This window comes from Thermanaeromonas toyohensis ToBE (assembly GCF_900176005.1).
Lineage (GTDB): Bacteria > Bacillota > DSM-521 > Neomoorellales > Neomoorellaceae > Thermanaeromonas > Thermanaeromonas toyohensis.
The window spans coordinates 2,729,659-2,750,351 of record NZ_LT838272.1; the positions used below are offsets into that span (position 1 = coordinate 2,729,659).

A 20,693-nucleotide genomic window follows, 5' to 3' on the forward strand; every position below is an offset into this window, starting at 1 on the left:
ATTTTTCCCTGGCCTCCTATAGAGGAACTATAGCTGCTACACTGGGCAGGATAATATCAGCTTGGCCTTCCATCTCAGTAGCTAGGCAGGCCCCAGTGGTAACCCCTACCGCTACCTTCACTCCTGCCCTTTTACCCATCTCAATATCTAGAAGGGAATCTCCTACCACAGCGCATTCCGAGGGAAGTAACCCCAAACGTTTGCTGGCTAAAAAAACCATTTCCGGAGCTGGTTTGCTTTCACTAACCTCATCCCGGCAGGCATAAGCAGAAATATAAGGCTTAAGACCACTCAAGGCCATCAAAGCTTTAGTCCGCTCCAAGTCATCGTTAGTAGCCACGGCTAGCTTACAACCAGCAGTATATAGTTTCTCCAAGGTTTCCTTAACTCCAGGGACCGGGACAGCCTGCCACTCTAATCCAGATTTTTCATCGCAGGCTGAAAAAGCTTCTAAGGTTTTGGCTAAACCTTCGTCCCAAGGTACTCCAAGGTGTAAAAAGAGGATAGTAGCCACCGCTGCAGCCGTTTGCCGCCGGGTCCCTACTACTATGGGGCTCCTACGGGACACAGTATTATTTTCTTGGAGCCCCATGGCTTTTAAGATAATCTTTTTAGTCTCCGCTCTCAAGGGGAAATACTCTTCTAGATATTTCACACGTTCTCGGATCAGGCGGGGCCAGATAACAAAAGAATCTAAGAGGGTCCCATCTTTATCAAAAATTATGCCTCTACAATACACAATTTGGGAGCCAAATTTTAGTGGAATCATTATGATTACCTCTTTCTACATCAGTCGACGGTAGCTATGTTCTTTTTAAATGAAGAAGGAAATTAGGGAGATCAGGGCGAAAACTATATTATCATGGCAAATTTTGACGATAAGGAGTATGGCTATGCCTCAAGAAGTTGTGACTATTAAAGGCACCCGTCAAGGCTTGGTCATCCAATTCAAAGGGCAAACTGATTTGGGGGAGGTCAAGGAAGCCTTAAAGGCTAAGTTGGAAGGAGCACGGGGTTTCTTCCAAGGTGCCCGGTTCATCCTCTCTCCTTCCTGCCCCTTGACATCCAGGCAGACTGCTGAACTGGAAGAGCTCTGTCGGTATTATGGGCTAGTACCTGCTCAGGAGGCTAGCTTTGCCTTTCGACCGAATCTTCCGCCAGAACCTCCCACGGTCCTCAAAGAACTAACCCTTCGGTCCGGCCAGGAACTTACAGTGGAGGGCAATCTGGTCCTGCTCGGCCATGTCCACCAAGGCGCCACTGTACGGGCGTCAGGCAGTATTTTTGTATTAGGACAGCTAAACGGAATAGCCCATGCAGGATACCAAGGAGATGTAAGGGCAGTGATCTTGGCCCTAGTGATGCAGCCCTCTCAGCTCCGTATAGCTCATACAGTAGCTATTCCCCCGCGGTCGGAGGATGTGAGGCCATATCCTGAAATAGCCCGCCTATCTTCGGGCCGCATCCTGGTGGAACCCTACCAACGGGGCGCATCTATGGAGGCTAAAGGGTGGTCTTCCTTCGAGCCAGTCCAAAGAAGCAAGCGTCCCCGTCTTACTCCCACGCCTCACCCACAATATGTACCTTAAGTAAGTTGGTAGTCCCTGGTACGTTAGCAGGTACCCCAGCAGTAATAACCACTAGGTCCCCTTCCCGTACCTGGCCGGAACGTATAGCCGCGTTGACCGCCGCGCTTACCATTTCATCTGTTCCTTCGGTCCTCTCTACTAGTAGGGGTTCCACTCCCCAAACCAAACACAGTTGGTTTAAAACCTTTTCATTGGGACTAGTAGCTAAAATGGGGGCCGGGGGTCGATACTTAGCCACACGGCGGGCAGTGGCTCCAGAAGCAGTGGGGGTTATGATGGCCTTAGCTCCTAGCTCCAGGGCAATGGTACAACTGGCATGACTTATGGCATCGGTGGCTGTCCGCTCGTCCGCCAGCCCTTTTCGCTTTAAAATTTCTTCATAAGGTAAACTCTCCTCAGCACGGCGGGCTATACGCGCCATGGTAGCCACCGCTTCCACTGGATAGCGGCCTATGGCTGTTTCCGCGGAAAGCATAATAGCGTCTGTGCCGTCTAGGATAGCGTTGGCTACATCTGTAACTTCAGCCCTGGTCGGGCGGGGGTTACGTACCATAGATTCTAACATCTGCGTAGCGGTGATGACCGGTTTTCCGGCCTGGTTGCACTTCTTTATAATCATCTTCTGGACCAGGGGGACCTCTTCCACCGGGATTTCTACCCCCAAGTCACCCCTGGCCACCATAATCCCGTCAGCTACCTCCAGGATTTCATCTATATTTTCCACGCCAATGCTGCTTTCAATCTTGGCTATAACGCCAACCTGAGCTTTATGCTCCTTAAGGAGGCGCTTTACTTCTAGGACGTCTTTGGCAGTACGAACGAAGGAAAGGGCAATGAAATCTACCCCCTGGCTAAGGCCAAATTCTATATCGGCTATGTCCTTCTCCGTCAAGGCAGGAAGATTTAATACTGCTCCTGGTATATTAACCCCTTTATGGCTGGAAATCTCTCCTCCGTGCTTGACTATACACTTAATCTCCTTGGTGCCTGTAGCCAAAACTTCTAGCTCTACGAGCCCATCGTCGAGGAGGATCAACTGGCCCGGTTGTACATCCCTGGGTAAATCAGGGAAGGTTACGGGGAGGCGCTTCTCATCCCCTTCTATATTTTCAGTAGTAAGGATAACTTCTTGACCATCCTTTAAGACTACACCGGGTCTGACCTTACTTAAGCGGATCTCAGGGCCTTTAGTATCTAGGAGCAGGGCCACCCTGGCTCCTACCTGAGCGGCAGCCTGTTTTACAGCTCTCATCCGGGCTCCGTGCTCAGCCCAAGTCCCGTGGGAAAAGTTAAAACGAGCTACATTCATCCCGGCCCTGATCATTTGAGTTAAAACCTCTACCTTCTCGCTGGCCGGTCCCAAAGTGCATACTATTTTGGTACGGCGGTATCTACAAGGCGAGGTCATTGGCTAATTCATAAACCTCCTGGTCAATATCTTTTTTGCCCGCAAGCACCTCTTCCAGATCTACATCCACAATGCGGTTTTCCCGGATGCCTACCATTTTCCCGCTTATGCCTGACACCAAAAGTTCCACAGCCCTCGCTCCTAAACGGCTAGCTAAAATACGATCAAAGGCGGTAGGATTCCCGCCCCGCTGTATATGCCCTAAGATGGTAACCCGGCTTTCCAGGGCAGTCCTCCGCGCTATCTCTTTACTTACTTCTAAAGCGCTACCCACACCTTCGGCTACCACAATGATGCTATGCAGTTTTCCGCGTTTTCGCCCCTTTTCCAACCGGTTTACAATTTCATCATAATCGATAGGCCGCTCGGGTATAAGTATAGATTCTGCTCCGCCTGCCAACCCAGCAGCTAGGGCCAGCTGGCCAGATCCACGGCCCATAACTTCTATAATAAAAATCCGCTCATGAGAGGTAGCGGTATCTCGGATTTTATTGATAGCTTCCACAGCTGTATTGAGGGCCGTATCAAAGCCTATAGCGTAGTCAGTGCCAGGAATGTCGTTATCAATAGTAGCGGGTACCCCGATAACTGGGAACCCCTTCTTGTGCAGGTGGAGAGCCCCCCGGAAAGATCCATCCCCACCTATAACTATAAGACCTTCCATCCCTTCCCGCCGGGCATTCTCCAAAGCCCGGGCACGGCCCGCCTCGGTGAGGAACTCCTCCGAGCGGGCCGTAAGAAGTATAGTGCCTCCGCGGTGGATGGTATCTGCTACTGTAGATGAAGTTAACCTCCGAAAGTCACCCTGGATCAATCCAGCATAGCCTCGGGCAACACCTATCACCTCTGCACCTAGCTTTTGAGCCTTGCGTACCACGGCCCGTATAGCCGCATTCATTCCAGGGGCATCTCCCCCGCTAGTTAGTACTCCAATAGTTTTCACTCATCTCCACTCCTTTTTACTTCCGCGACAAAGCTGAACTTAAAATTTCATGGGCTTCTTCTGCTTCGGATTCAGGAACTAAAATCTCATAACCCCCTAAATTTTCTCCTTGGGAAGTACCCACTGGCCTAAGCTTGACCAAAAGGCCTTCCCGAGTTAAAATCTCTTTTAAGCGTGTAGCTGTCTTCTCGCTAGAAGCAATATAAATAACTGTCCACATATCCCCCGCTCACTCCCCCGCTTCCAGGCTACCGAACTTAGTGAGCACAACTGCTCTACCGCGGATCTTCATAGCCGCGGTATGTTCGGTAAACTGGGCTACCATTATCTCACCTTTATCTAGCTTTTCTGAATGGTGAAATTTGGTATCCTTCCCGCGGGTAAGACCGCTAATGGTTACTCCATTTTCCAGGGCTTTTACTACAATATAGTCCCCGCTTACTACCGAAGAATTTTCCATGCGCCCTCTCCCCCCTAACTTTAAACCTTTTTTCTCGTTCTATTATCCATTAAAACCTTTATTCCACCCACTTCTCCATATTCCTGCTTCCACCCTTCTTTTTCTTGCTATTTTTCCGGTATTACTTTTACCCTATCCTGCCCTAAAATATCAACTAGCTTTTTTAGCAGAGGAGGGGCCAAAGTAACCCAATATTTGCGGTTAGCTAAAAGACAGCGCCTAGTCCGGGGGAAATAAAAGTATACAGGGTGAGGTCCAGGATAAGCTGCCAGAACCCTTTGTACCTCTAGGACCCCGTTTTCTTCCTCCACCTTCAAGTATAAACGCGGTAGTTCATCTTTAGCTACCTTCTCTACATGGTCAGCCAATACCTTTACTTCTTCCTCCTCCCGGTCGATGCGCCCCTCCACTAAGAAAATCTGATCCTTAAACAGCCAGTCCCGGCAGCGCTCATACACCCGGGGAAACACAAGGACTTCTACCTGCCCTCCAAAGTCTTCAAGCAATAAATAAGCCATAGGCTCTCCTCGGCGGGTGATCACTTTACGCAAACCAACCAAGACGCCTCCCACTACTACAGGAGTCCCGTCAGCCAGCTCCTCAAGTTCAGCCAAAGTATGGGTAGTACGCTTGCGCAAGCTGGTGATATAGGGTTCCAAGGGATGGCCGCTTAAATAAAACCCCAGGAGCTCTTTCTCCATGGCCAAGATTTCTTCCTGGGAAAATTCTGGTACCTGGGGTAAGGGAGGATCTTCTAGAGATGCTCCTACCATATCTAGCAAAGATACCTGTCCCCTCTTCCGGTCACTCTGGGTACGGCTAGCCGCCTCTAGGCAAGCATCCAAAGCCTGAAGGAGTGGTCTTCGCCCTCTGCCTAAAGAATCAAAGGCCCCGCACCGTATAAGGCTTTCCAAAACCCGCCGGTTTACTACCTGTAAATCTACCCGCCGGCAAAAATCGGCCAGGGAGGTAAAAGGGCCACCAGCTTCCCGGGCAGCAAGGATGGCCTCTACTGCAGCTCGCCCTACATTTTTTACAGCGGCTAATCCAAACCGGATATGACCATCTCCTACACTAAAGTCAACGCCGGACTCGTTTATGTCCGGCGGAAGCACCTTAATGCCTAGCCGCCGACATTCTTCTAAATAAGGTGCTACTTTCTCCAAATGCTGGCTTACGCTGCTTAAAAGCGCAGCCATAAATTCTACCGGGTGATGAGCCTTAAGATAGGCTGTCTGGTAGGCTACTAGAGCATAGGCGGCGCTATGGGATTTATTAAAACCATACCCAGCAAAATACTCCATAAGATCAAAAATCTGGGCGGCAAGATTAGGGTCATATCCCCTTTGTACAGCCCCTTCTATAAACCGGTCACGATGGCGCGCCATCTCCTCGGGCTTTTTCTTTCCCATAGCCCTCCGCAGTTCATCAGCCTGGCCTAAAGTATAGCCAGCCATAAGGTGGGCTATTTGCATCACTTGTTCTTGGTAAAGGATGACACCATAAGTTTCCTTTAAGATCGGCTCCAGATCGGGATGGGGATAAGTAACAGGTACGAAGCCATGTTTCCTCTGGATAAAATCCTCTACCATACCGCTACCCAAAGGGCCAGGTCGGTAAAGGGCGACCAGCGCAATAATATCTTCCATACGTTCAGGCTTTAGGCTCCGTAACAAAGAGCGCATCCCGGAGCTTTCTAACTGAAATATACCCGTACTTTCCCCGCTAGATAATAAATCGTAAGTAGCCTGGTCATCTAAGGGCAGGTTCTCTATCTCCACATCTTTCCCATGCTGGCGGAGAGTTTCAACAGTATGGCCAATAACTGTCAAAGTACGCAAGCCCAAAAGGTCCATCTTTAAAAGCCCTAATTCCTCCACCGTTTGCATCGGGAACTGGGTAGTTATAGCATCACCAGTTTTTTGCAAAGGAATATAATGGATGAGCGGCTCAGGGGTTATAACAAGGCCGGCCGCATGAATAGAAGCATGGCGCGGTAATCCTTCCACGGCTCGGGCGGTGTCCAGAAGCTCCCGCACCCGGCTACTGCTCTGGTAAAGCCCTCGTAGCTCAGGGGATGTTTCTAAGGCCCGCTCCAAGGTAATGCCCAATTCGGTGGGAACTAACTTAGCTATCCTATCCACTTCGGCCACAGGCCAGCCTAAGACCCGCCCCACATCGCGGACGGCTGCCCGCGCAGCCATAGTACCAAAGGTTATAATTTGGGCTACATGGTCCTCGCCGTACTTTTGCCGGACGTACTCGATAACCTCATCACGGCGTTCAAAACAAAAATCTATATCAATATCTGGCATGTTTACTCGCTCAGGATTAAGGAAACGTTCAAAAAGGAGATTATAACGTAACGGATCGATATTGGTTATACCCAGGCAATAAGCCACTAAACTTCCGGCCGCTGACCCCCGTCCGGGACCTACGGGGATCCCCTGCTGCCGCGCAAAGTTCACCAGATCCCACACTATCAAAAAGTATCCTTGATAACCCATTCTTTCAATAATATTAAGTTCATGTTCTAAGCGGTCTCGAGCTTCCTTAGAGGGAGGCGAATACCGTCTTTCCAACCCCGCATAACAAAGACGGCGGAGGTAGGAAGAAGGAGTTTCACCTAATGGTACGCGATATTCTGGTAAGTGTAGACGGCCAAATTCAAAATCAAAGGAACATCGTTCAGCGATCTCCAAAGTATTATCTAGGGCTTCCGGAATTTCGCCAAAGATCTCTTCCATTTCCTCCCGGCTCTTAAGATAAAACTCAGGAGTAAGAAAACGTAACCGTTGCTCTTCCTGTAAAGTTTTACCAGTCTGTATGCACAGTAAAACATCTTGAATGCGTGCCTGGTCTCGGCGAACATAATGGGCATCGTTGGTAGCCACAAGGCTTATCCCTAACCCGCGGGCTAGATCTACCAATTTAGCATTTACCCTAGATTGTCCCGGGAGCCCTTGATCCTGGAGCTCTAGAAAGAAGCCACTCCGGCCAAAGACCTCCCGGTACCAGGCAGCCGTCTTATACGCCTTCTCTTCCTGCCCGTTAAGAAGGAGAGTAGGTATCTCTCCAGCCAGGCAACTGCTTAAAGCTATAAGCCCTTCCCGGTGCCGGGCCAAAAGTTCCTTATCTACCCGTGGCTTATAATAAAAACCTTCAAGATAAGCAGCAGAGACTAAAGCCACCAAATTCCGGTATCCCGTTTCGTTCTCCGCCAGTAAAACTAAATGATACTGGAAATCGTCCCGGTGGGGTTCCTTGTCAAAGCGGCTACGGGGGGCCACATAAACCTCACACCCCAAGATGGGCTTAAGACCCCGGGATTTGGCCGCCTTATAGAAATCTACTACCCCATACATTACTCCGTGATCTGTTAAAGCCAAAGCGGGCATACCTAAGCTAACCGCAGCCTCTACTAACTCTTCCAGGCGCCCAGCCCCATCCAGGAGGCTATATTCGCTATGGACATGTAGATGAACAAAAGGCCTGTACCCCATAGCTGGGTTCATATTTCTACGTAAAATATAAAACTCCTCCCCACAAAATTTTTCTTTAGCTCTTGACGGGTAATCGTAACCAGCTTATAATAAAAACTGCAAACCAAAATAGTAATGATTACTATTAAAAAAGGAGGCATCCTGATGTCCGACCTAATCAACCAAGTACAACTCGGTGTAACTAAAGGTACTATACTGGAGGAAGCAGTAGAGGCTAACTTCCGGGGTGAAACTACAGAAGTGGGTCTTTACCTAGCTATGGCCCGCCAGGCCCAGCGGGAAGGCTATCCGGAAATCGCTGAGGTCCTGGAAAAAATAGCCTGGGAAGAAGCCTGGCATGCAGCCCACTTTGCTGAATTGAACGGTAAAATTTCAGCTTCCACCAAGGAAAACCTCGAAAAAATGCTAGACGGCGAAAAGCACGCCAACAGGGGTAAAAGAGAGTCGGCAGTAAAAGCTAAAGAAAACAACATAGATCAAGCCCATGATTTCTTTGATGAATCTTCTCGAGATGAAGCCCGCCATGCTCAAGCACTAGAAGGTCTTCTCAACAGGTATTTCGGCAAGTAGAAAAAGCAGGTCAAAAGTTTAAAGGGTTAAAAGCTTAGAGGCCAGGATAAAAACCTGGCCCTCAAATTTTTTCCTGAGCCTTCAAATTTTGACTGAGCCAGGGCGCACACAAAATTTAAGGACGCAGATTTGCGTCCTTTTAACCTGGTCGGAGTGGGGAGACTCGAACTCCCGGCCTCATGGTCCCGAACCATGCGCTCTAACCAAACTGAGCTACACCCCGACATATATTAATTTTTTAAGCCGACTTGCTTCCTTGTTTTCTTGCTTTTATTATATAACCTCCCTGGAAGTGTAGTCAAGGAACTACAACGTTCTGTTTACTCTTTTGTAAGGCTAAGAATCCTAGTATGGCAGCATTAAATTCGTCCTTCTTTTCATAACAAGAGGCGTGGCCAGCCTCCGGGAGGACAATAAAAAGCGAGTTCTTTATGGCTTCATGGATCTTCTTTACTTCTTCCAAAGGAGTAACTATATCTTTGTCCGCACCTATCACCAGGGTAGGCACTTCAATTTCCCCCAACTGATCTAGTATATTATAATCTCCATGGCTGGAAGATAATCTTAAGTAAGCGTCAAACCAGTCTTTAGTCAGCAACTGGCTAAAAAACTTCTCCCTTTCTTTTAGCCAATCGTAATGGGTTTCATAGAACCTGTCCGAGTATATATAGGGCATAGCTAGCTTAAAGAATTTTTCCCCCTCGCCTGTACGAGCAGCTTCGTCCCAGGCCTGGCCAATAGCTTTTAAATAATTAGTTAATCTGGCCGTGGTATTAGCCAGAATAAGGCTCTTTAGTCTAGCCCCATATTTTAGGGCAAAGAGCAGAGCAACCTGTCCCCCGTAGGAGATGCCCATCATATGCACGCGGGCTAGTCCCAAGTGATCAAAGAGCCCTCTTATATCTTCTACATGCTGGTTAATATTATATTTCTCTAAGCACTTGTCCGATTGGCCTTGGTCCCTGAAGTCTACTCTTAGCATTCTATATCCATTTCGGGTATATACCTCAACAAAATCAGCCCAGCTGGCGGTACTCATCATTATCCCGTTGAGAAATACTATCGTTTCCTCTCCAGTACCATCGAGTTCATAGTAAATACCCACACCGTTTATCTCCAGTTTAGGCATCTTTCATTTCCTCCTTCTGTCTGTTAAATCTTGCCTTGGAGCAGGTTTGTCGCATTTTTTGTCCTACTGTTTTTGTCCCTTAATGTAGTAAAGGTTAGTAAGGTAATTTGATGGCTCGAGGTCAAACTTGGAAGCATATTCCTTTAATGCTGCTTCAAATTCATCAAATGCGCGGGCAGCTTCTCGTTGTTTGGCCCAAAAAGCATCTATCTCTGGTTGGAGTTCTTGTTCTGTTTTGCCCTGTTCTACTATTTTTTTTAGTATCTCGACCCTCATGAGTAAACCTTCATGAGTCAAATCATTTACCTTAAGAAGTTTCTCATGAATCTCCTTTAGCTGTCTTTTTTGCGGGTTCAACTCCCTGAATTTGCCCAAAAATCTTTCCGAATGCCGGGCCAAGTCATACAAAATATTTAATTCCTCCTCTCTTTTTCCTGCTATTCCTTTCTTTATAGCTTCCTCCGACATCGCTTGTAAAGAAGGTAGTTCGGCATATATTTTATTTAATTCTTTAAGGTAGATTTCTAACTCCTTGCCTCCGTCTTGCTGGTTGTAATGATGCCATCCACCAGAAGCCATTAACATTAAAAGAAGTAATATACTAAAGACCCCTGCGAGAAATGCTCTCCTCAGCAAATGTGACAACCTCCGCCGGTAAATTTTCTATCTCGAATACCTGTGTACTCATATAGCAGCTCTGAGGGTGACCCACAGACGGTAGAGCCACAACCTTTGGGCTACTAATAAAGGATGCTGTTCCCCATAAACTCTTGCTAGGTATTCAAGCCACGCCTCTTCCCCCCTTAGCATCGGCTATAGAAATTATCTGGGCACCCAGTGGTAATCGGGACATCTTTTGCCATAATATCCTTGACCATCCCAGCGTTCATGATGATGATAAATTAGACTTAGCTACCCCCTCATCTCTGCTTTGGGAGACCACCACATGGTTTGCACCACGTTGGGGATGCAGTTTTATCTGCTGCCACTCCTCGTCCGAAAGAGAACCTTTTTATGTATAATTGCTTTATCTAGAGTTATTTTCCCAATATCGTGGAGCAGTGCGGCTTTAACAATGTTTTGCCTTATATGATCGTTAACTCCGTTCAAATGGGACAGTTTTAAAGAAAAATTGGCTACTGCCACAGAGTGATTGAATAGGACCGGGCAATAGCTTCTAACATTTTGCAGGTAACTCATTACCTCAACCACCAGTATTTCTTTTCTTCTTGAGATAAGCCAGCGGGCAAGAATAGCAGTATTTTTCACTTCTTGCCCGCCGCACGATCTTTTTTTGTTAAAACATTTGAGAGGGTTACGTCCTATTCAGCAAGCTTCTGCTCGATCCATTGCTTGGCGGCCGTTACGCGAGCAATATCCAAGTGGTTGTAGTCCATCCCAGTCTTAGCCTTCAGCGGCGCCCCCCGCCTCGTCACCCCATCAGTGTACGTAGCGCTGGCTACGAAGAGCAGTCCATCACTGGGAGCCGCCTTCTCCCCTATAGGATACCAGAGCCAGTAATCCAAGGTTTGATTATAGCCATACAATACATAGAGGCTTATACCTGGGTCTAATCCTTTACTATTTAGCTTTGCTACAAAGTTGCTGGTACCCATGTTGCCATAAGGATTATTAATAGCCTGATTAATTCCCTCTGAAGTAACGTAAAGACTCTGGCCGCCATAGTAAAGCTTATACATAGTATCGTTACCGTCACCTAGTGTCCAGCTCTCAGAATTAAAGCCAACGGGGTATTCAGGATCGTCTACCCAGTTGTGCAGTAGTTGAGTTTGTCCTTCGAAATAGTTTCCGCTGTAAGTATGGGTCATATCCCATCGCGTATAATAACGGTACGCATAATAGATGTAGGCCTCCCAGAAAGCTACCGGGCAATTCAGGGTGTTGTCAATAACATTTAGATTGGCGGTATAATACCTGAACATGGTATCCAAGCCCTTGAAGGGAGCTGCTACGGCAATGTATTTCCGTACATCGCCTCGGTAATCGGTCATCCATGAAGTATCCGACCATTCATTGTTCAAAGAACTCATATAGGCAATGGCCGCCATATTCCCCTTACTGTGGGCTACCACATCAACTTTGCTCTTTCCCGTCCTTTGCTTTATCACCTCGATAGCATCGGCCAGGAGTTCGCCCTGGACGAGGTTATTTCCATGGGTGTGGGGAAAAGAAATAGCGAAGACCGCATAACCACGCTCAGCCAAGTACTGCATTAATCCGGGGTTACTGATACTGCTTGGGGTCTGTTCGTCCCAAGGATGCGCCCAGGCGCGGTTCATGTTGTCATTGGCACCATGGACTAGGAGCACCGGATAAGGCTTGGTGGCATTCTGCCAGTTGGGCCCGTACCCCAGCAAAAAGTAACGATTGCTCTTAAGATGGCCGTAGCTGCCAAAATTGTAATCGTTATAAGTAGAACTGTAACCATCGTGTATATAGATGTCCGAAGGAAACCACGATCGCACTCTGTCGTTCTTGGGTAGGCTGATCTTGATCATCTTCTCCTGCCCGTTTACCATCTGGCTGGTGGTGTCGCCCCATAACTCCACCCGCTCCCAGGGATAAGGATCGCTAATAGTGGCGATCAACTGGGGAGACGCCGCCTTGGCTTCGGGTAAGGGAAGAATAATACCCCCTACCAATTGGAGAAGCATGGCAAACGCCAGCACCAGGGCTATCCGACGCTTCTTAGGGCCTGTCATAATTGGATACCTCCCTCTTCAAATGAAATTGAGCCTGTTAGACCTCCAACCCTCAAAGCCGCCCACCTCTAGCTTTCCGGGATTCTATCACCCCTCTCTTCTACGCTTCCGCTGTGGGACTGTATTACCTGCCCGCCTCCTCTGGTGGCCCGGCATTCTTACGTTAAAGTTTTTCCTCTCACTTGATACGGACGGTATTCGTTTTCGAGTCCCAGAACAGCATAAGAGGCGTCACTCCAACCTTAGATGCTGCCACTACATAAATTCTTTCATTAGATAGCCCCAGTTGGGTAAGCAAAGCACGTGCAGCATCCAGTTCTTTTGTGTTCATCCTCAGGGCAAGAACCAGATAAGGACGCATGGCCGGAGGATAACGGGCAACTCGCTCCAATTCCTTTCGGCAATGAGGGCACCATAAGGACCAAATCAGTGCCGGTTTATTTCTTAGATCTAGTGTTACTAGTAAGCCATCCGCTGTAGACACTTTTAATTCAGTACCGGATAAGAATTCAAGTGGTATTGTTAAGTCAGAATCATATAACCGAAAGGGAGGAGCCGGGTTTAGTACCAGTAGGAAAACAGAGCCAAGGAATAGTGCTGCCATAGTACCGGGCAATAGGCGTACACGACCCCGTTTAGGAGAGACAAGCACAATTGCCAGGAAGAGGGTTGTTTCTAAGATTAAAAAAATAGCACACAAGTAACAGAGGTTCTTTGTGTAGGCCCAAAAAGATGTTAATAAGCCGCTGTGAACCAAAACCCCTCCTCCGATAATTACCAGGGTAAGCCTTCTGTGAGATTGGGCCATCCCAGTATAACAGAGGTATGCACTGAGTAAATAGTAGCTTGTTCCCCATAAGGTTAACGGTCGCGTTAAAAACTCATAGTAACCATAACATGTACCAAGTGGACAGGGGGGGTTGAAACCGATTGCCCATAAGCTAATAGAAGCTATGGCAAGGCACGTGTAAGCCAACCCAAGAAACATCAATATGTTCTCCTTTTCTAGCCGCCTCAAATGCAGGGTTTAAGTGCCGGGGCAGTGGCCCCGGCACCTCCTGCTAACAGTAACGTTCCGCAGAAGAGAAGTTACCCTTACTGATAATTGACCACAAGTTTAGGAGCATACGTGCTACTTTCGCCTCCATATATCTCGAGAACGTCCGAAACAAAGTCCGCCGGTGTCGAAGCTCGTAATCTGAACTGAGTACGCCCTGTTTTATTTATAAATTCAAGTGCATTGGCAGGAATTGCAATATCGACGTAGGCATTGTCGGCACCGGGTGGAGCAACTGTAGCCACGGCTAGAGCGCCATTCGCAGCGTTGGCGGAAACCGGAGCATTATAATCGCTCTGTTCGAGGGCACTGCTGCTGCCAAAATAACCGCGTACTATATCTACACTGATACTATTGACGGTACCACTTAGAGATTTGCGATAAATTCGTAGCTTAGCACCTGTGATCGTTACATTATCCGGCAAGCTGCTGGTATCGAACGAGAGTATCACCCGGTAGGTATCGGTGTTATACATGCCTTTATCGCCCACTTTATGAACCGAAGTGCTCATCCCATCTGCCAGCAGCGCGCCTACATATCCATCTTCAGAGGAAATTGAAGAAAACGAAGATCCACTATTGGGGTCGATAATGTAAGTCTCTGATTTTACGGCCTCCTGATTCCCAGCTGTATCCACACTGAAGAACTTCAGAGTAGTCGTATTTGAAATGGTTATGGGTCCAGTATATTTAGGCGAACTTGTAGTTGGCGTAGTACCGTCTGTTGTATAATAGGTGGTAGCTGGTTCATTAGTAGAAAGTGATACAGTTACTGGACCGACATAGGTCCCACCTGGGGGACTTGCGGTCGTTACGGGGGGAGTGGTATCGTTGCCGCTGGGCGGAGTAGAACTTCCTCCGTTTTTCGGATGGTCGCGGAAGAACTCCCACATGATTTGGCTCGCGTTTGGTCCTTTGGGGTCCGTGTAAGAGCCAGATGTACTACCACCTGACCATGCATGGCCCATGCCGTCCACCATATACTTCTCCATAATAACTGCCCCGTAGTTATCCTTGTAAACATATCTTGTATAGGAACGACCGTTAGGTACAGAACCACTAATAGTAGCGTCTGCTACATCATCGATGTTATTATTGTCAATTCCATCCGAAGCCAAGTCGTTCGTCTGGGCCCACTGAGAAAGGACCTGATGACCATTAATGGGATAGACTGTATAATCCGAGGTGCCGTGGAAGACAATGGTTGGAACTACTCGCTTATACGAACCCATCGCATTATAAGCGACGGTTCCCTGCTGGTTAGGGTCCGGTCCACCTTGGAACATAGCATTCCAGGCGTTAATCTCGCTGGTGGCTGCCTTGTACTCGAGACCCGAATGAACCCCGATTGCTGCAAAGACGTCTGGGTATGTTGCACCCATTATTACAGCCATTGCCGCTCCAGCTGATAAACCTGCGATATAAATGCGGTTATCATCTATGGTATACTCGCTTTTGACCTGATTTACTATTCCAGCGATAACGGATGGTTCGCCGCTACCGCGCGATTGGTGGAATGGATCGAACCAGTGCCAACACTTATTTGGATGGGAGGAGGAAGGTTGATCGGGGTAGACAACTATGAAGTTGTTTTGCTCCGCTATCGAGTTCATTTGCGTCCCTGCGGCGAACTGATCGGGATCTTGAGTACAACCGTGTAGCATTACAACTAATGGTACAGGGATCCCACTTTGGTATCCTGTAGGAATGTAGACTTTATATATTCTCCCATCAGTGTAAGTCTTGGTAACAAACGTACCCGCGTATGCCGGTTTTAAATTAGACGGCCCTATGACCTCTAAGCCCATGAAAGTAGTAAACACAATAAGCAACGCAACTACACAACTCAGCACCCGAGGAACCCGAGCCTTCAAACGAAACATCTCGTTTAACCTCCAATTTTCCAGATTTTCTAAGACTGGGTATTACGGGTTTTCAGACATTAATTTACTCGTCTTAACATGGTTTATTTCACTCCTTTTTAAGAAAATTATACATTCGTACAAATTCTCAACGAGCCCCAGATAATGTTTTCTTTTATTCTGCTTTTCCCCCATTACAGCTTGACATTAATTCTGTCTTGTGAAAATATTGTTAGTACCTTAGTACCATAAAAGCATATCATTTCCGTTTGACCCTTCTCCCTCATTACCTCATTTAGTCTTTATCTGCACCCCAGAAGCCGGTAGCCGCTAGTTACTTAATCACCATATTGCGTAGGTTTGATTGCCATTCGCTTCCTGCTATATACCGCTGGTTCCCTTGAGTTCCGAAAGCCTTTAGGAGGTGTATTTAGGTTTACCCTAATTTATACTTTACTCCTTTTTTCTTCTCTCTCAAGTATCTTTTGACATGAAAGGATATCTCTAGTGCATAAAAGACTGAGGATCTTAGGGTCACTTATTACTCAACCACTTCTTCACCAATCTCATCCCCTTCCGGCTGATCCAGGCGGATACGTTATAATTATTAAACCTTACTTCATAGATGTTATTTCCATAGGGAATTATCCGTTCGATCTTGCTCATATTGATTAAATACGCCCGGTGGGTGCGCAAAAAAAAGCCACATCTAGAAAGTTCTTTTTCTACTTCCTTAAGTTTTTTACGGCAAAAATACACTCCTTGAATGGTATGAAAAAGGGTATACCTGCCTTTACACGTCTCTACAAAGATAATGTCCTGTACGTTCAAAAGTCTGATATCCTTACCCTCCAGGACATACACCTGAGAAGCCTTATGTACCTCACCGGTACCAGAACGCGCCTTCACTTCCTCTAATCTTTGAGGCCAAGCAGAGCTTATGAGCCTCTGCAATAGGATGCTTACTTCTCCTAACTCTCTTAATGTCAGCCGGTATACTTTCCCACTGGGCATCTCCTGGACCACTATATCCCAAGGTTCCTCCGTATTTTTGCTGTTGGGCTTTATTTCTAGAATAAGAGAAGTTCTGAGGCGTTCTACCACTTTTTACACCGCCCAACTTATCCGCGAAGTTCTAAGGCCAGTTGGACCAGACCATCACACGTGTTGACCACTTCTTCCAAACAAGCAGCCAAGGATTCGGTACCCGCCGTCTGGTCGCCGGTGCGTTCTAGAATTTGCTTTATATCTTCCTTCAGCTTTTCCAAGGCCAAAACGATGTTGTTGTAAACCTCCGCTGCTATCTTAGCATAATCGGCCACTTGATCTGCCAGCCGGCGTACTTCCCTGGCTACTACATCAAACCCCGCGCCGCGTTGCCCTATATGAGCAGCTTCAATGGTAGCGTTGAGCCCGAGGATTTTGGTCTGATAGGCTATCTTTTCAATGAAGTTGACTACCTCGGTGGCTCGTAAAGCTTCTTTTTCTACCTGCGAAGCCAGGTGGTTGATATTGTCTATAAGTCTATTTATTTCTTCGGCTGCTGCAGCTAGCTCCTCTCCCATAGCCATGGCGTTCTGCATGGTTTCACTGAGGGCCCTAGCCACTCCAAATAGGTGGTCTTCCTTTTCCACCCCTTCCGACACACTGATACCCCCCACCACGCGGCCCTCTTCTATAATGGGTACAGCCCGGGCCACATAGGGAATCCCAAGCACCTCCGGCCCCACACGGGCAACCATACGCTTGCCTTCTGTAATGGCACGCCCAACTGCAGAGGCAGGTAAAAGGGGATCGCCCGGCTTTACATTGTGCTTTATTCTCTTCCCAGGTACATATATCAATACCTTTTCGGTATCGCAAACGGATATGGCGCAGTCCCCGGCAAACAAGCCCGGCAAATAGGGGGCGACCTCTACAAAGGCTTCCAACACCCTCATCCCTCAGACCTCACCTCCCTCTTTTGTACAACAGAGCCCCCACCATACCTGTTCTCGTGGGGGCATTCCTCCAGCTGCTTTAAGTATCAGGCATTATACGCTCAATTCCTTTTTTTCTTTTCCGCACGATACCCCAATAGTACTCTTTATTTCCGGCCTGGAAGCATTCTTTTTTCTCTCTAAAATATGGGTAAAACTCCGCGCCAGGCCACCCGGGAAGAAAAGTACTATCAGTATATAAACAATGCCAAAGAGAAGCAGCCAACGCTCGAAGATAGGATAAACCCTAGCGAGACCACTGAACCACTCGTGCACCCAATTGATCAGGGCCGAGCCCACTATAGCCCCATAAAGGGTGCCGCTGCCGCCGACAATGGTCATCAAAAGCGCATCCAAGGTTTTTTCCACGGACAGAACAGAAGCGCTCACGAAACGCATTTGCAATGCATACAAAGCCCCAGCCAGGCTGGCAGTTACACCCCCCACAGCCGTAGAAAAAAGTTTGTAGCGGAAAACATCATAACCAATAGCTTCTGCCCGTCGCTCGTTTTCGCGTATAGCCTGCAATACTTTACCGGTAGGGGAGGATACAAAGTTGCGTAGCACCCAGGTAGCCAGAATGAGGAAAACCAGGGCGACATAATAGTAAACAACTCTATCTTGGAGTATTTCAGGTACCCGGAAACTGAAACCGTCTTCTCCTCCGGTCACGCTACGCAACCGTAAGGCGGCGATGAAAAATAACTCGCCGAAGGCCAGGGTGATCATGGCAAAGTAGGTATCCCGCACCCGCAGCGAGAGAGTACCTATGAGAAGGGAAATAAGCAAGCCAAAAAGAAAAACTGCCACCAGCCCGGTTAGAAGCGCTGGGATGCTTGGACCAATATTTTTGAGCAACAACCCAATTATATAGGCGCCGCTCCCGAAAAAGAGAGCATGACCGAAGCTTATGATACCTGTGTACCCCAACAAGATATCATAACTCATGGCAAAAACAGCTATGATAAAAATTTGTGTCAGTAGATTAAGGGTAGCTCGTGACTCGGTAAGCAAGGGTACAACTGCCATAAAGCCTATTAATATAGCCACCAGAATCCATTTAAACTTCTCTTTCACTAGATCCGGCCTCCCCCAAATAATCCTCTGGGTCTAACTAGTAAGACCACTGCCATAAGGAGGACGTTGACCGTCAAGGCTGCTTCCGGGGCAAACCACGAAACCAGGGCACCCATTAGCCCCACCAGGAGAGCCCCTGCCAGCGATCCAATAAAACTTCCCAGCCCCCCGATTACTACTACAATAAAAGCCAAAAGCTGGTTGTCCATCCCCATGGTAGGACTAATGGCTCCATTCAGAGGGCCCATCATAGCCCCTCCCAAGGCAGCCAGGCCAGCACCCAGAGCAAATATAAGAGTAAAAATTTTTCGTATATCGATACCCAAAGCCTGGACCATCTCACGGTTTTCTACCCCGGCGCGAACAATGATACCCAACCGTGTCCGCTGCAGCAGAAAATACACTAGAAGGGCTATCAAAATGCCCACCGCAATGGTAAATAACCGGTATTTTACCAGTATAATCCCCCCGAAGTCCCAGCTGCCCTCCAGCCACTTGGGCCCGGGACTGGTAAGAATATTAGGCCCCCAGAGCACCCTAACGAGCTCGGTAAGAACCAGCATTAAGCCCATTGTAAGAAGCATTTGGGATACATGGCTGCCGTACACCCTGCTTATGGTCAGCCTTTCTAAAACTGTACCCAGAATCACCCCGCATAGTACCGCGCCAAGTAAAGCGAGGCCAAAGCTTTGAGTCTGGCTGAAAATCCAGGCTCCCATGTAAGCGCCCCACAGAAAGAAAGCTCCATGGGCGAAATTCAGGATATCCATCAACCCAAAGATAATAGATAGACCCACGGCGAATAAGAAAATAGCCATACCGGTAGCAATGCCGTTGGTAGTCAGATTAATAAAGGTTTCCATTTAAACCCCCCCACCAAGGTTTTGACAACGCCTTTCGCCGGTTCAACATCCTTTTCAATGTTACTTACAAGCTAATTCCCAGGTATTTCTGCTGAAGGTTCACGTTATTAACCAAGTCCTCCATCTCACCCTGGGCCACCGTCCGTCCATCATCGATGATGTAAAAGCGATCCCCTACATACTGGGCCAGGTTGAAGTTCTGCTCCACCAGAACCACAGTAGTCTGTCGCTTTATCTCTTTTATGGCTTCCGCTACTTTCTCCACCACTACCGGCGCCAGTCCCTTACTCGGTTCGTCAATTAGCAACAAGCTATTTTCGCCAACAAGAGCGCGTCCCAATGCCAGCATCTGCCTCTGCCCACCGCTCAGGCTACCCGCTTTCTTCTGCCACGCCACTTTTAAATCAGGAAAAATAGATAATACTTTATCCAGCAGTTCCCCCGAACGATTCCCTTTCATAGCTATTTTGAGGTTTTCTTCTACTGTTAAGCCGCTAAAAATGGCCTGATCCTCTGGAACATATCCTATTCCCTTTCGGGCCACCATGTGGGCGGGCAGGCCGTCAATACGCTCACCCTTGAATTCGATCCTGCCCTTTCTGGGCTTTAGTAACCCCATAATGGACCGCAAGGTAGTCGTCTTCCCCGCCCCATTCCGGCCCAGGACGACCGTGACCTTCCCTTCCGGCACTTCCAGGGATACTCCCTGGAGAATGTGGAATTCTCCTATATAGGTCTCCAAATCCTCGACCCTCAGTATCACGCCATTCCCCCTCCTAGATAGGCTTCCTGTACCCTTTCGTCCTTCACAATATCCTCAGGGCTGCCGCTGGCCAAAACGTTGCCGTTAAAAAGTACCACTATCTCATCAGACAGGGATAGTACCATGTTCATCTTGTGTTCCACCAACAGAACTGTGCGATCCCTTTTCTCCTTTATTTTCTGCAACAGATCGATCATGGCCGGGACTTCCTCCAGGGAGATCCCCGCAGTAGGTTCATCCAACAGCAATACCTCTGGCTCCATAGCAAGAACAATGGCGATCTCCAATTTACGCTTTTCTCCATGGGTTAAAGTAGCGGCAAGGGCCTCTGCTTTCCCGTCCAGGCCTACTAGGTTCAAAACCTCCATTGCCTTGTCCGTCAAGTCCCGGAACCGGGCGGCCGGAGTGAAAGGGCGGAATCCTACACGCTCTTTGGCCTGCACTGCCAGCCTCACGTTTTCCAAGACCGTAAGCCTGGGAAATACATTGGTTATCTGGAAGCACCTGCCCAGGCCCAACCGGGCCCTTTCATGGACGCTAAGACCTGTTATATCTTCTCCTTTGTAAAATATTTTACCGCGTGTGGGTTTTAGCTGACCGCTGATGAGATTAAATAGAGTAGTCTTGCCTGCCCCATTAGGACCTATAATAGAGGTAAAAGTGTAAGGTCTGATAATTATGTTTACACCGTTTACCGCAAAATGCCCTCCGAACGCCCTGGTCAAATCCTCTGTACGTAGAATACCGTCCATAGTTCCAAGTTCACC

At 48.0% G+C, this 20,693-nt stretch carries 19 protein-coding genes and 1 tRNA gene; 2 read left to right on the top strand and 18 right to left on the bottom strand.

Going from position 1 to position 20,693, the window contains the following annotated elements:
- Positions 1 to 16: 16 nt before the first annotated feature.
- Positions 17 to 769, bottom strand: coding sequence for an HAD family hydrolase (locus B9A14_RS13975; RefSeq protein ID WP_084666467.1), 753 nt, complete (start codon positions 767 to 769; stop codon positions 17 to 19).
- A 49-nt stretch (positions 770 to 818) separates the two neighbouring features.
- On the opposite strand from B9A14_RS13975, the gene B9A14_RS13980 reads away from it, so the two are divergent.
- On the top strand, positions 819 to 1,589 hold the full coding sequence (locus B9A14_RS13980; protein ID WP_084666468.1) for a septum site-determining protein MinC: 771 nt from the start codon (positions 819 to 821) through the stop codon (positions 1,587 to 1,589).
- On the opposite strand, the gene pyk is transcribed toward B9A14_RS13980, so the two are convergent.
- The 5 genes from pyk to B9A14_RS14005 form a co-directional block, all read right to left on the bottom strand.
- Entirely contained in the window at positions 1,555 to 2,997 is a 1,443-nt protein-coding gene (gene pyk, locus B9A14_RS13985; protein ID WP_084666469.1) for a pyruvate kinase, read from the bottom strand. The two genes, B9A14_RS13980 and pyk, sit on opposite strands and share 35 nt — an antisense overlap.
- Positions 2,981 to 3,940: a 6-phosphofructokinase gene (gene pfkA / locus B9A14_RS13990; RefSeq protein WP_084666470.1), complete on the bottom strand. Its 960-nt coding sequence runs from the start codon at positions 3,938 to 3,940 to the stop codon at positions 2,981 to 2,983. The genes pyk and pfkA overlap by 17 nt, the downstream gene beginning before the upstream one ends.
- A gap of 16 nt (positions 3,941 to 3,956) precedes the next feature.
- Positions 3,957 to 4,160: a glutamate decarboxylase gene (locus B9A14_RS13995; RefSeq protein ID WP_084666471.1), complete on the bottom strand. Its 204-nt coding sequence runs from the start codon at positions 4,158 to 4,160 to the stop codon at positions 3,957 to 3,959.
- A gap of 9 nt (positions 4,161 to 4,169) precedes the next feature.
- Entirely contained in the window at positions 4,170 to 4,400 is a 231-nt protein-coding gene (gene mtrB, locus B9A14_RS14000; protein WP_084666472.1) for a trp RNA-binding attenuation protein MtrB, read from the bottom strand.
- A 107-nt stretch (positions 4,401 to 4,507) separates the two neighbouring features.
- Positions 4,508 to 7,915, bottom strand: coding sequence for a DNA polymerase III subunit alpha (locus B9A14_RS14005; RefSeq protein WP_231967787.1), 3,408 nt, complete (start codon positions 7,913 to 7,915; stop codon positions 4,508 to 4,510).
- 132 nt (positions 7,916 to 8,047) lie between these two features.
- Here B9A14_RS14005 and B9A14_RS14010 point away from each other — a divergent pair, with 132 nt between their 5' ends.
- Complete coding sequence (locus tag B9A14_RS14010; protein ID WP_084666473.1) at positions 8,048 to 8,473, top strand: ferritin-like domain-containing protein; 426 nt, start codon at positions 8,048 to 8,050, stop codon at positions 8,471 to 8,473.
- Between the two features lie 145 nt (positions 8,474 to 8,618).
- On the opposite strand, the gene B9A14_RS14015 is transcribed toward B9A14_RS14010, so the two are convergent.
- The 12 genes from B9A14_RS14015 to B9A14_RS14080 all read right to left on the bottom strand — a co-directional run bounded on the left by B9A14_RS14015 (position 8,619) and on the right by B9A14_RS14080 (position 20,678).
- Positions 8,619 to 8,696, bottom strand: a tRNA-Pro gene (locus B9A14_RS14015).
- Between the two features lie 75 nt (positions 8,697 to 8,771).
- Positions 8,772 to 9,602 carry an alpha/beta fold hydrolase gene (locus tag B9A14_RS14020; RefSeq protein WP_084666474.1) on the bottom strand — a complete coding sequence of 277 codons (831 nt, stop codon included), beginning with the start codon at positions 9,600 to 9,602 and terminating at the stop codon, positions 8,772 to 8,774.
- Positions 9,603 to 9,665: 63 nt separating this feature from the next.
- The gene (locus tag B9A14_RS14025) at positions 9,666 to 10,238 is read right to left on the bottom strand and encodes a hypothetical protein (protein WP_084666475.1); all 573 of its coding nucleotides are present in this window, start codon (positions 10,236 to 10,238) and stop codon (positions 9,666 to 9,668) included.
- Positions 10,239 to 10,577: 339 nt separating this feature from the next.
- Positions 10,578 to 10,871 (bottom strand): HD domain-containing protein, encoded by a 294-nt coding sequence (locus B9A14_RS14035; RefSeq protein ID WP_157109972.1) that lies wholly within the window; start codon positions 10,869 to 10,871, stop codon positions 10,578 to 10,580.
- Between the two features lie 53 nt (positions 10,872 to 10,924).
- On the bottom strand, positions 10,925 to 12,325 hold the full coding sequence (locus tag B9A14_RS14040) for an esterase/lipase family protein (protein ID WP_084666477.1): 1,401 nt from the start codon (positions 12,323 to 12,325) through the stop codon (positions 10,925 to 10,927).
- A gap of 1,095 nt (positions 12,326 to 13,420) precedes the next feature.
- The gene (locus B9A14_RS14050) at positions 13,421 to 15,265 is read right to left on the bottom strand and encodes an extracellular catalytic domain type 1 short-chain-length polyhydroxyalkanoate depolymerase (RefSeq protein ID WP_084666479.1); all 1,845 of its coding nucleotides are present in this window, start codon (positions 15,263 to 15,265) and stop codon (positions 13,421 to 13,423) included.
- Positions 15,266 to 15,778: 513 nt separating this feature from the next.
- Positions 15,779 to 16,348: a LytTR family DNA-binding domain-containing protein gene (locus B9A14_RS14055; protein WP_084666480.1), complete on the bottom strand. Its 570-nt coding sequence runs from the start codon at positions 16,346 to 16,348 to the stop codon at positions 15,779 to 15,781.
- A 17-nt stretch (positions 16,349 to 16,365) separates the two neighbouring features.
- Entirely contained in the window at positions 16,366 to 17,184 is an 819-nt protein-coding gene (locus B9A14_RS14060; RefSeq protein ID WP_084666481.1) for a methyl-accepting chemotaxis protein, read from the bottom strand.
- Positions 17,185 to 17,277: 93 nt separating this feature from the next.
- Entirely contained in the window at positions 17,278 to 18,300 is a 1,023-nt protein-coding gene (locus tag B9A14_RS14065; protein WP_197686522.1) for a branched-chain amino acid ABC transporter permease, read from the bottom strand.
- Positions 18,300 to 19,163, bottom strand: a complete 864-nt coding sequence (locus tag B9A14_RS14070; protein WP_084666482.1) for a branched-chain amino acid ABC transporter permease — start codon at positions 19,161 to 19,163, stop codon at positions 18,300 to 18,302. Before B9A14_RS14070 ends, B9A14_RS14065 begins: the two co-directional genes overlap by 1 nt.
- A gap of 64 nt (positions 19,164 to 19,227) precedes the next feature.
- Positions 19,228 to 19,926, bottom strand: coding sequence for an ABC transporter ATP-binding protein (locus B9A14_RS14075; protein WP_084666483.1), 699 nt, complete (start codon positions 19,924 to 19,926; stop codon positions 19,228 to 19,230).
- Entirely contained in the window at positions 19,923 to 20,678 is a 756-nt protein-coding gene (locus B9A14_RS14080; RefSeq protein ID WP_084666484.1) for an ABC transporter ATP-binding protein, read from the bottom strand. The genes B9A14_RS14075 and B9A14_RS14080 overlap by 4 nt, the downstream gene beginning before the upstream one ends.
- Positions 20,679 to 20,693 lie beyond the last annotated feature (15 nt).

Coding starts and splice junctions, on each gene's coding strand:
- B9A14_RS13975 (WP_084666467.1), bottom strand. CDS start 769: ATGATTCCACTAAAATTTGGCTCCCAAATTGTGTATTGTAGAGGCATA.
- B9A14_RS13980 (WP_084666468.1), top strand. CDS start 819: ATGAAGAAGGAAATTAGGGAGATCAGGGCGAAAACTATATTATCATGG.
- pyk (WP_084666469.1), bottom strand. CDS start 2,997: ATGACCTCGCCTTGTAGATACCGCCGTACCAAAATAGTATGCACTTTG.
- B9A14_RS13995 (WP_084666471.1), bottom strand. CDS start 4,160: ATGTGGACAGTTATTTATATTGCTTCTAGCGAGAAGACAGCTACACGC.
- mtrB (WP_084666472.1), bottom strand. CDS start 4,400: ATGGAAAATTCTTCGGTAGTAAGCGGGGACTATATTGTAGTAAAAGCC.
- B9A14_RS14005 (WP_231967787.1), bottom strand. CDS start 7,915: ATGAACCCAGCTATGGGGTACAGGCCTTTTGTTCATCTACATGTCCAT.
- B9A14_RS14010 (WP_084666473.1), top strand. CDS start 8,048: ATGTCCGACCTAATCAACCAAGTACAACTCGGTGTAACTAAAGGTACT.
- B9A14_RS14020 (WP_084666474.1), bottom strand. CDS start 9,602: ATGCCTAAACTGGAGATAAACGGTGTGGGTATTTACTATGAACTCGAT.
- B9A14_RS14040 (WP_084666477.1), bottom strand. CDS start 12,325: ATGACAGGCCCTAAGAAGCGTCGGATAGCCCTGGTGCTGGCGTTTGCC.
- B9A14_RS14050 (WP_084666479.1), bottom strand. CDS start 15,265: ATGTTTCGTTTGAAGGCTCGGGTTCCTCGGGTGCTGAGTTGTGTAGTT.
- B9A14_RS14060 (WP_084666481.1), bottom strand. CDS start 17,184: ATGAGGGTGTTGGAAGCCTTTGTAGAGGTCGCCCCCTATTTGCCGGGC.
- B9A14_RS14070 (WP_084666482.1), bottom strand. CDS start 19,163: ATGGAAACCTTTATTAATCTGACTACCAACGGCATTGCTACCGGTATG.
- B9A14_RS14080 (WP_084666484.1), bottom strand. CDS start 20,678: ATGGACGGTATTCTACGTACAGAGGATTTGACCAGGGCGTTCGGAGGG.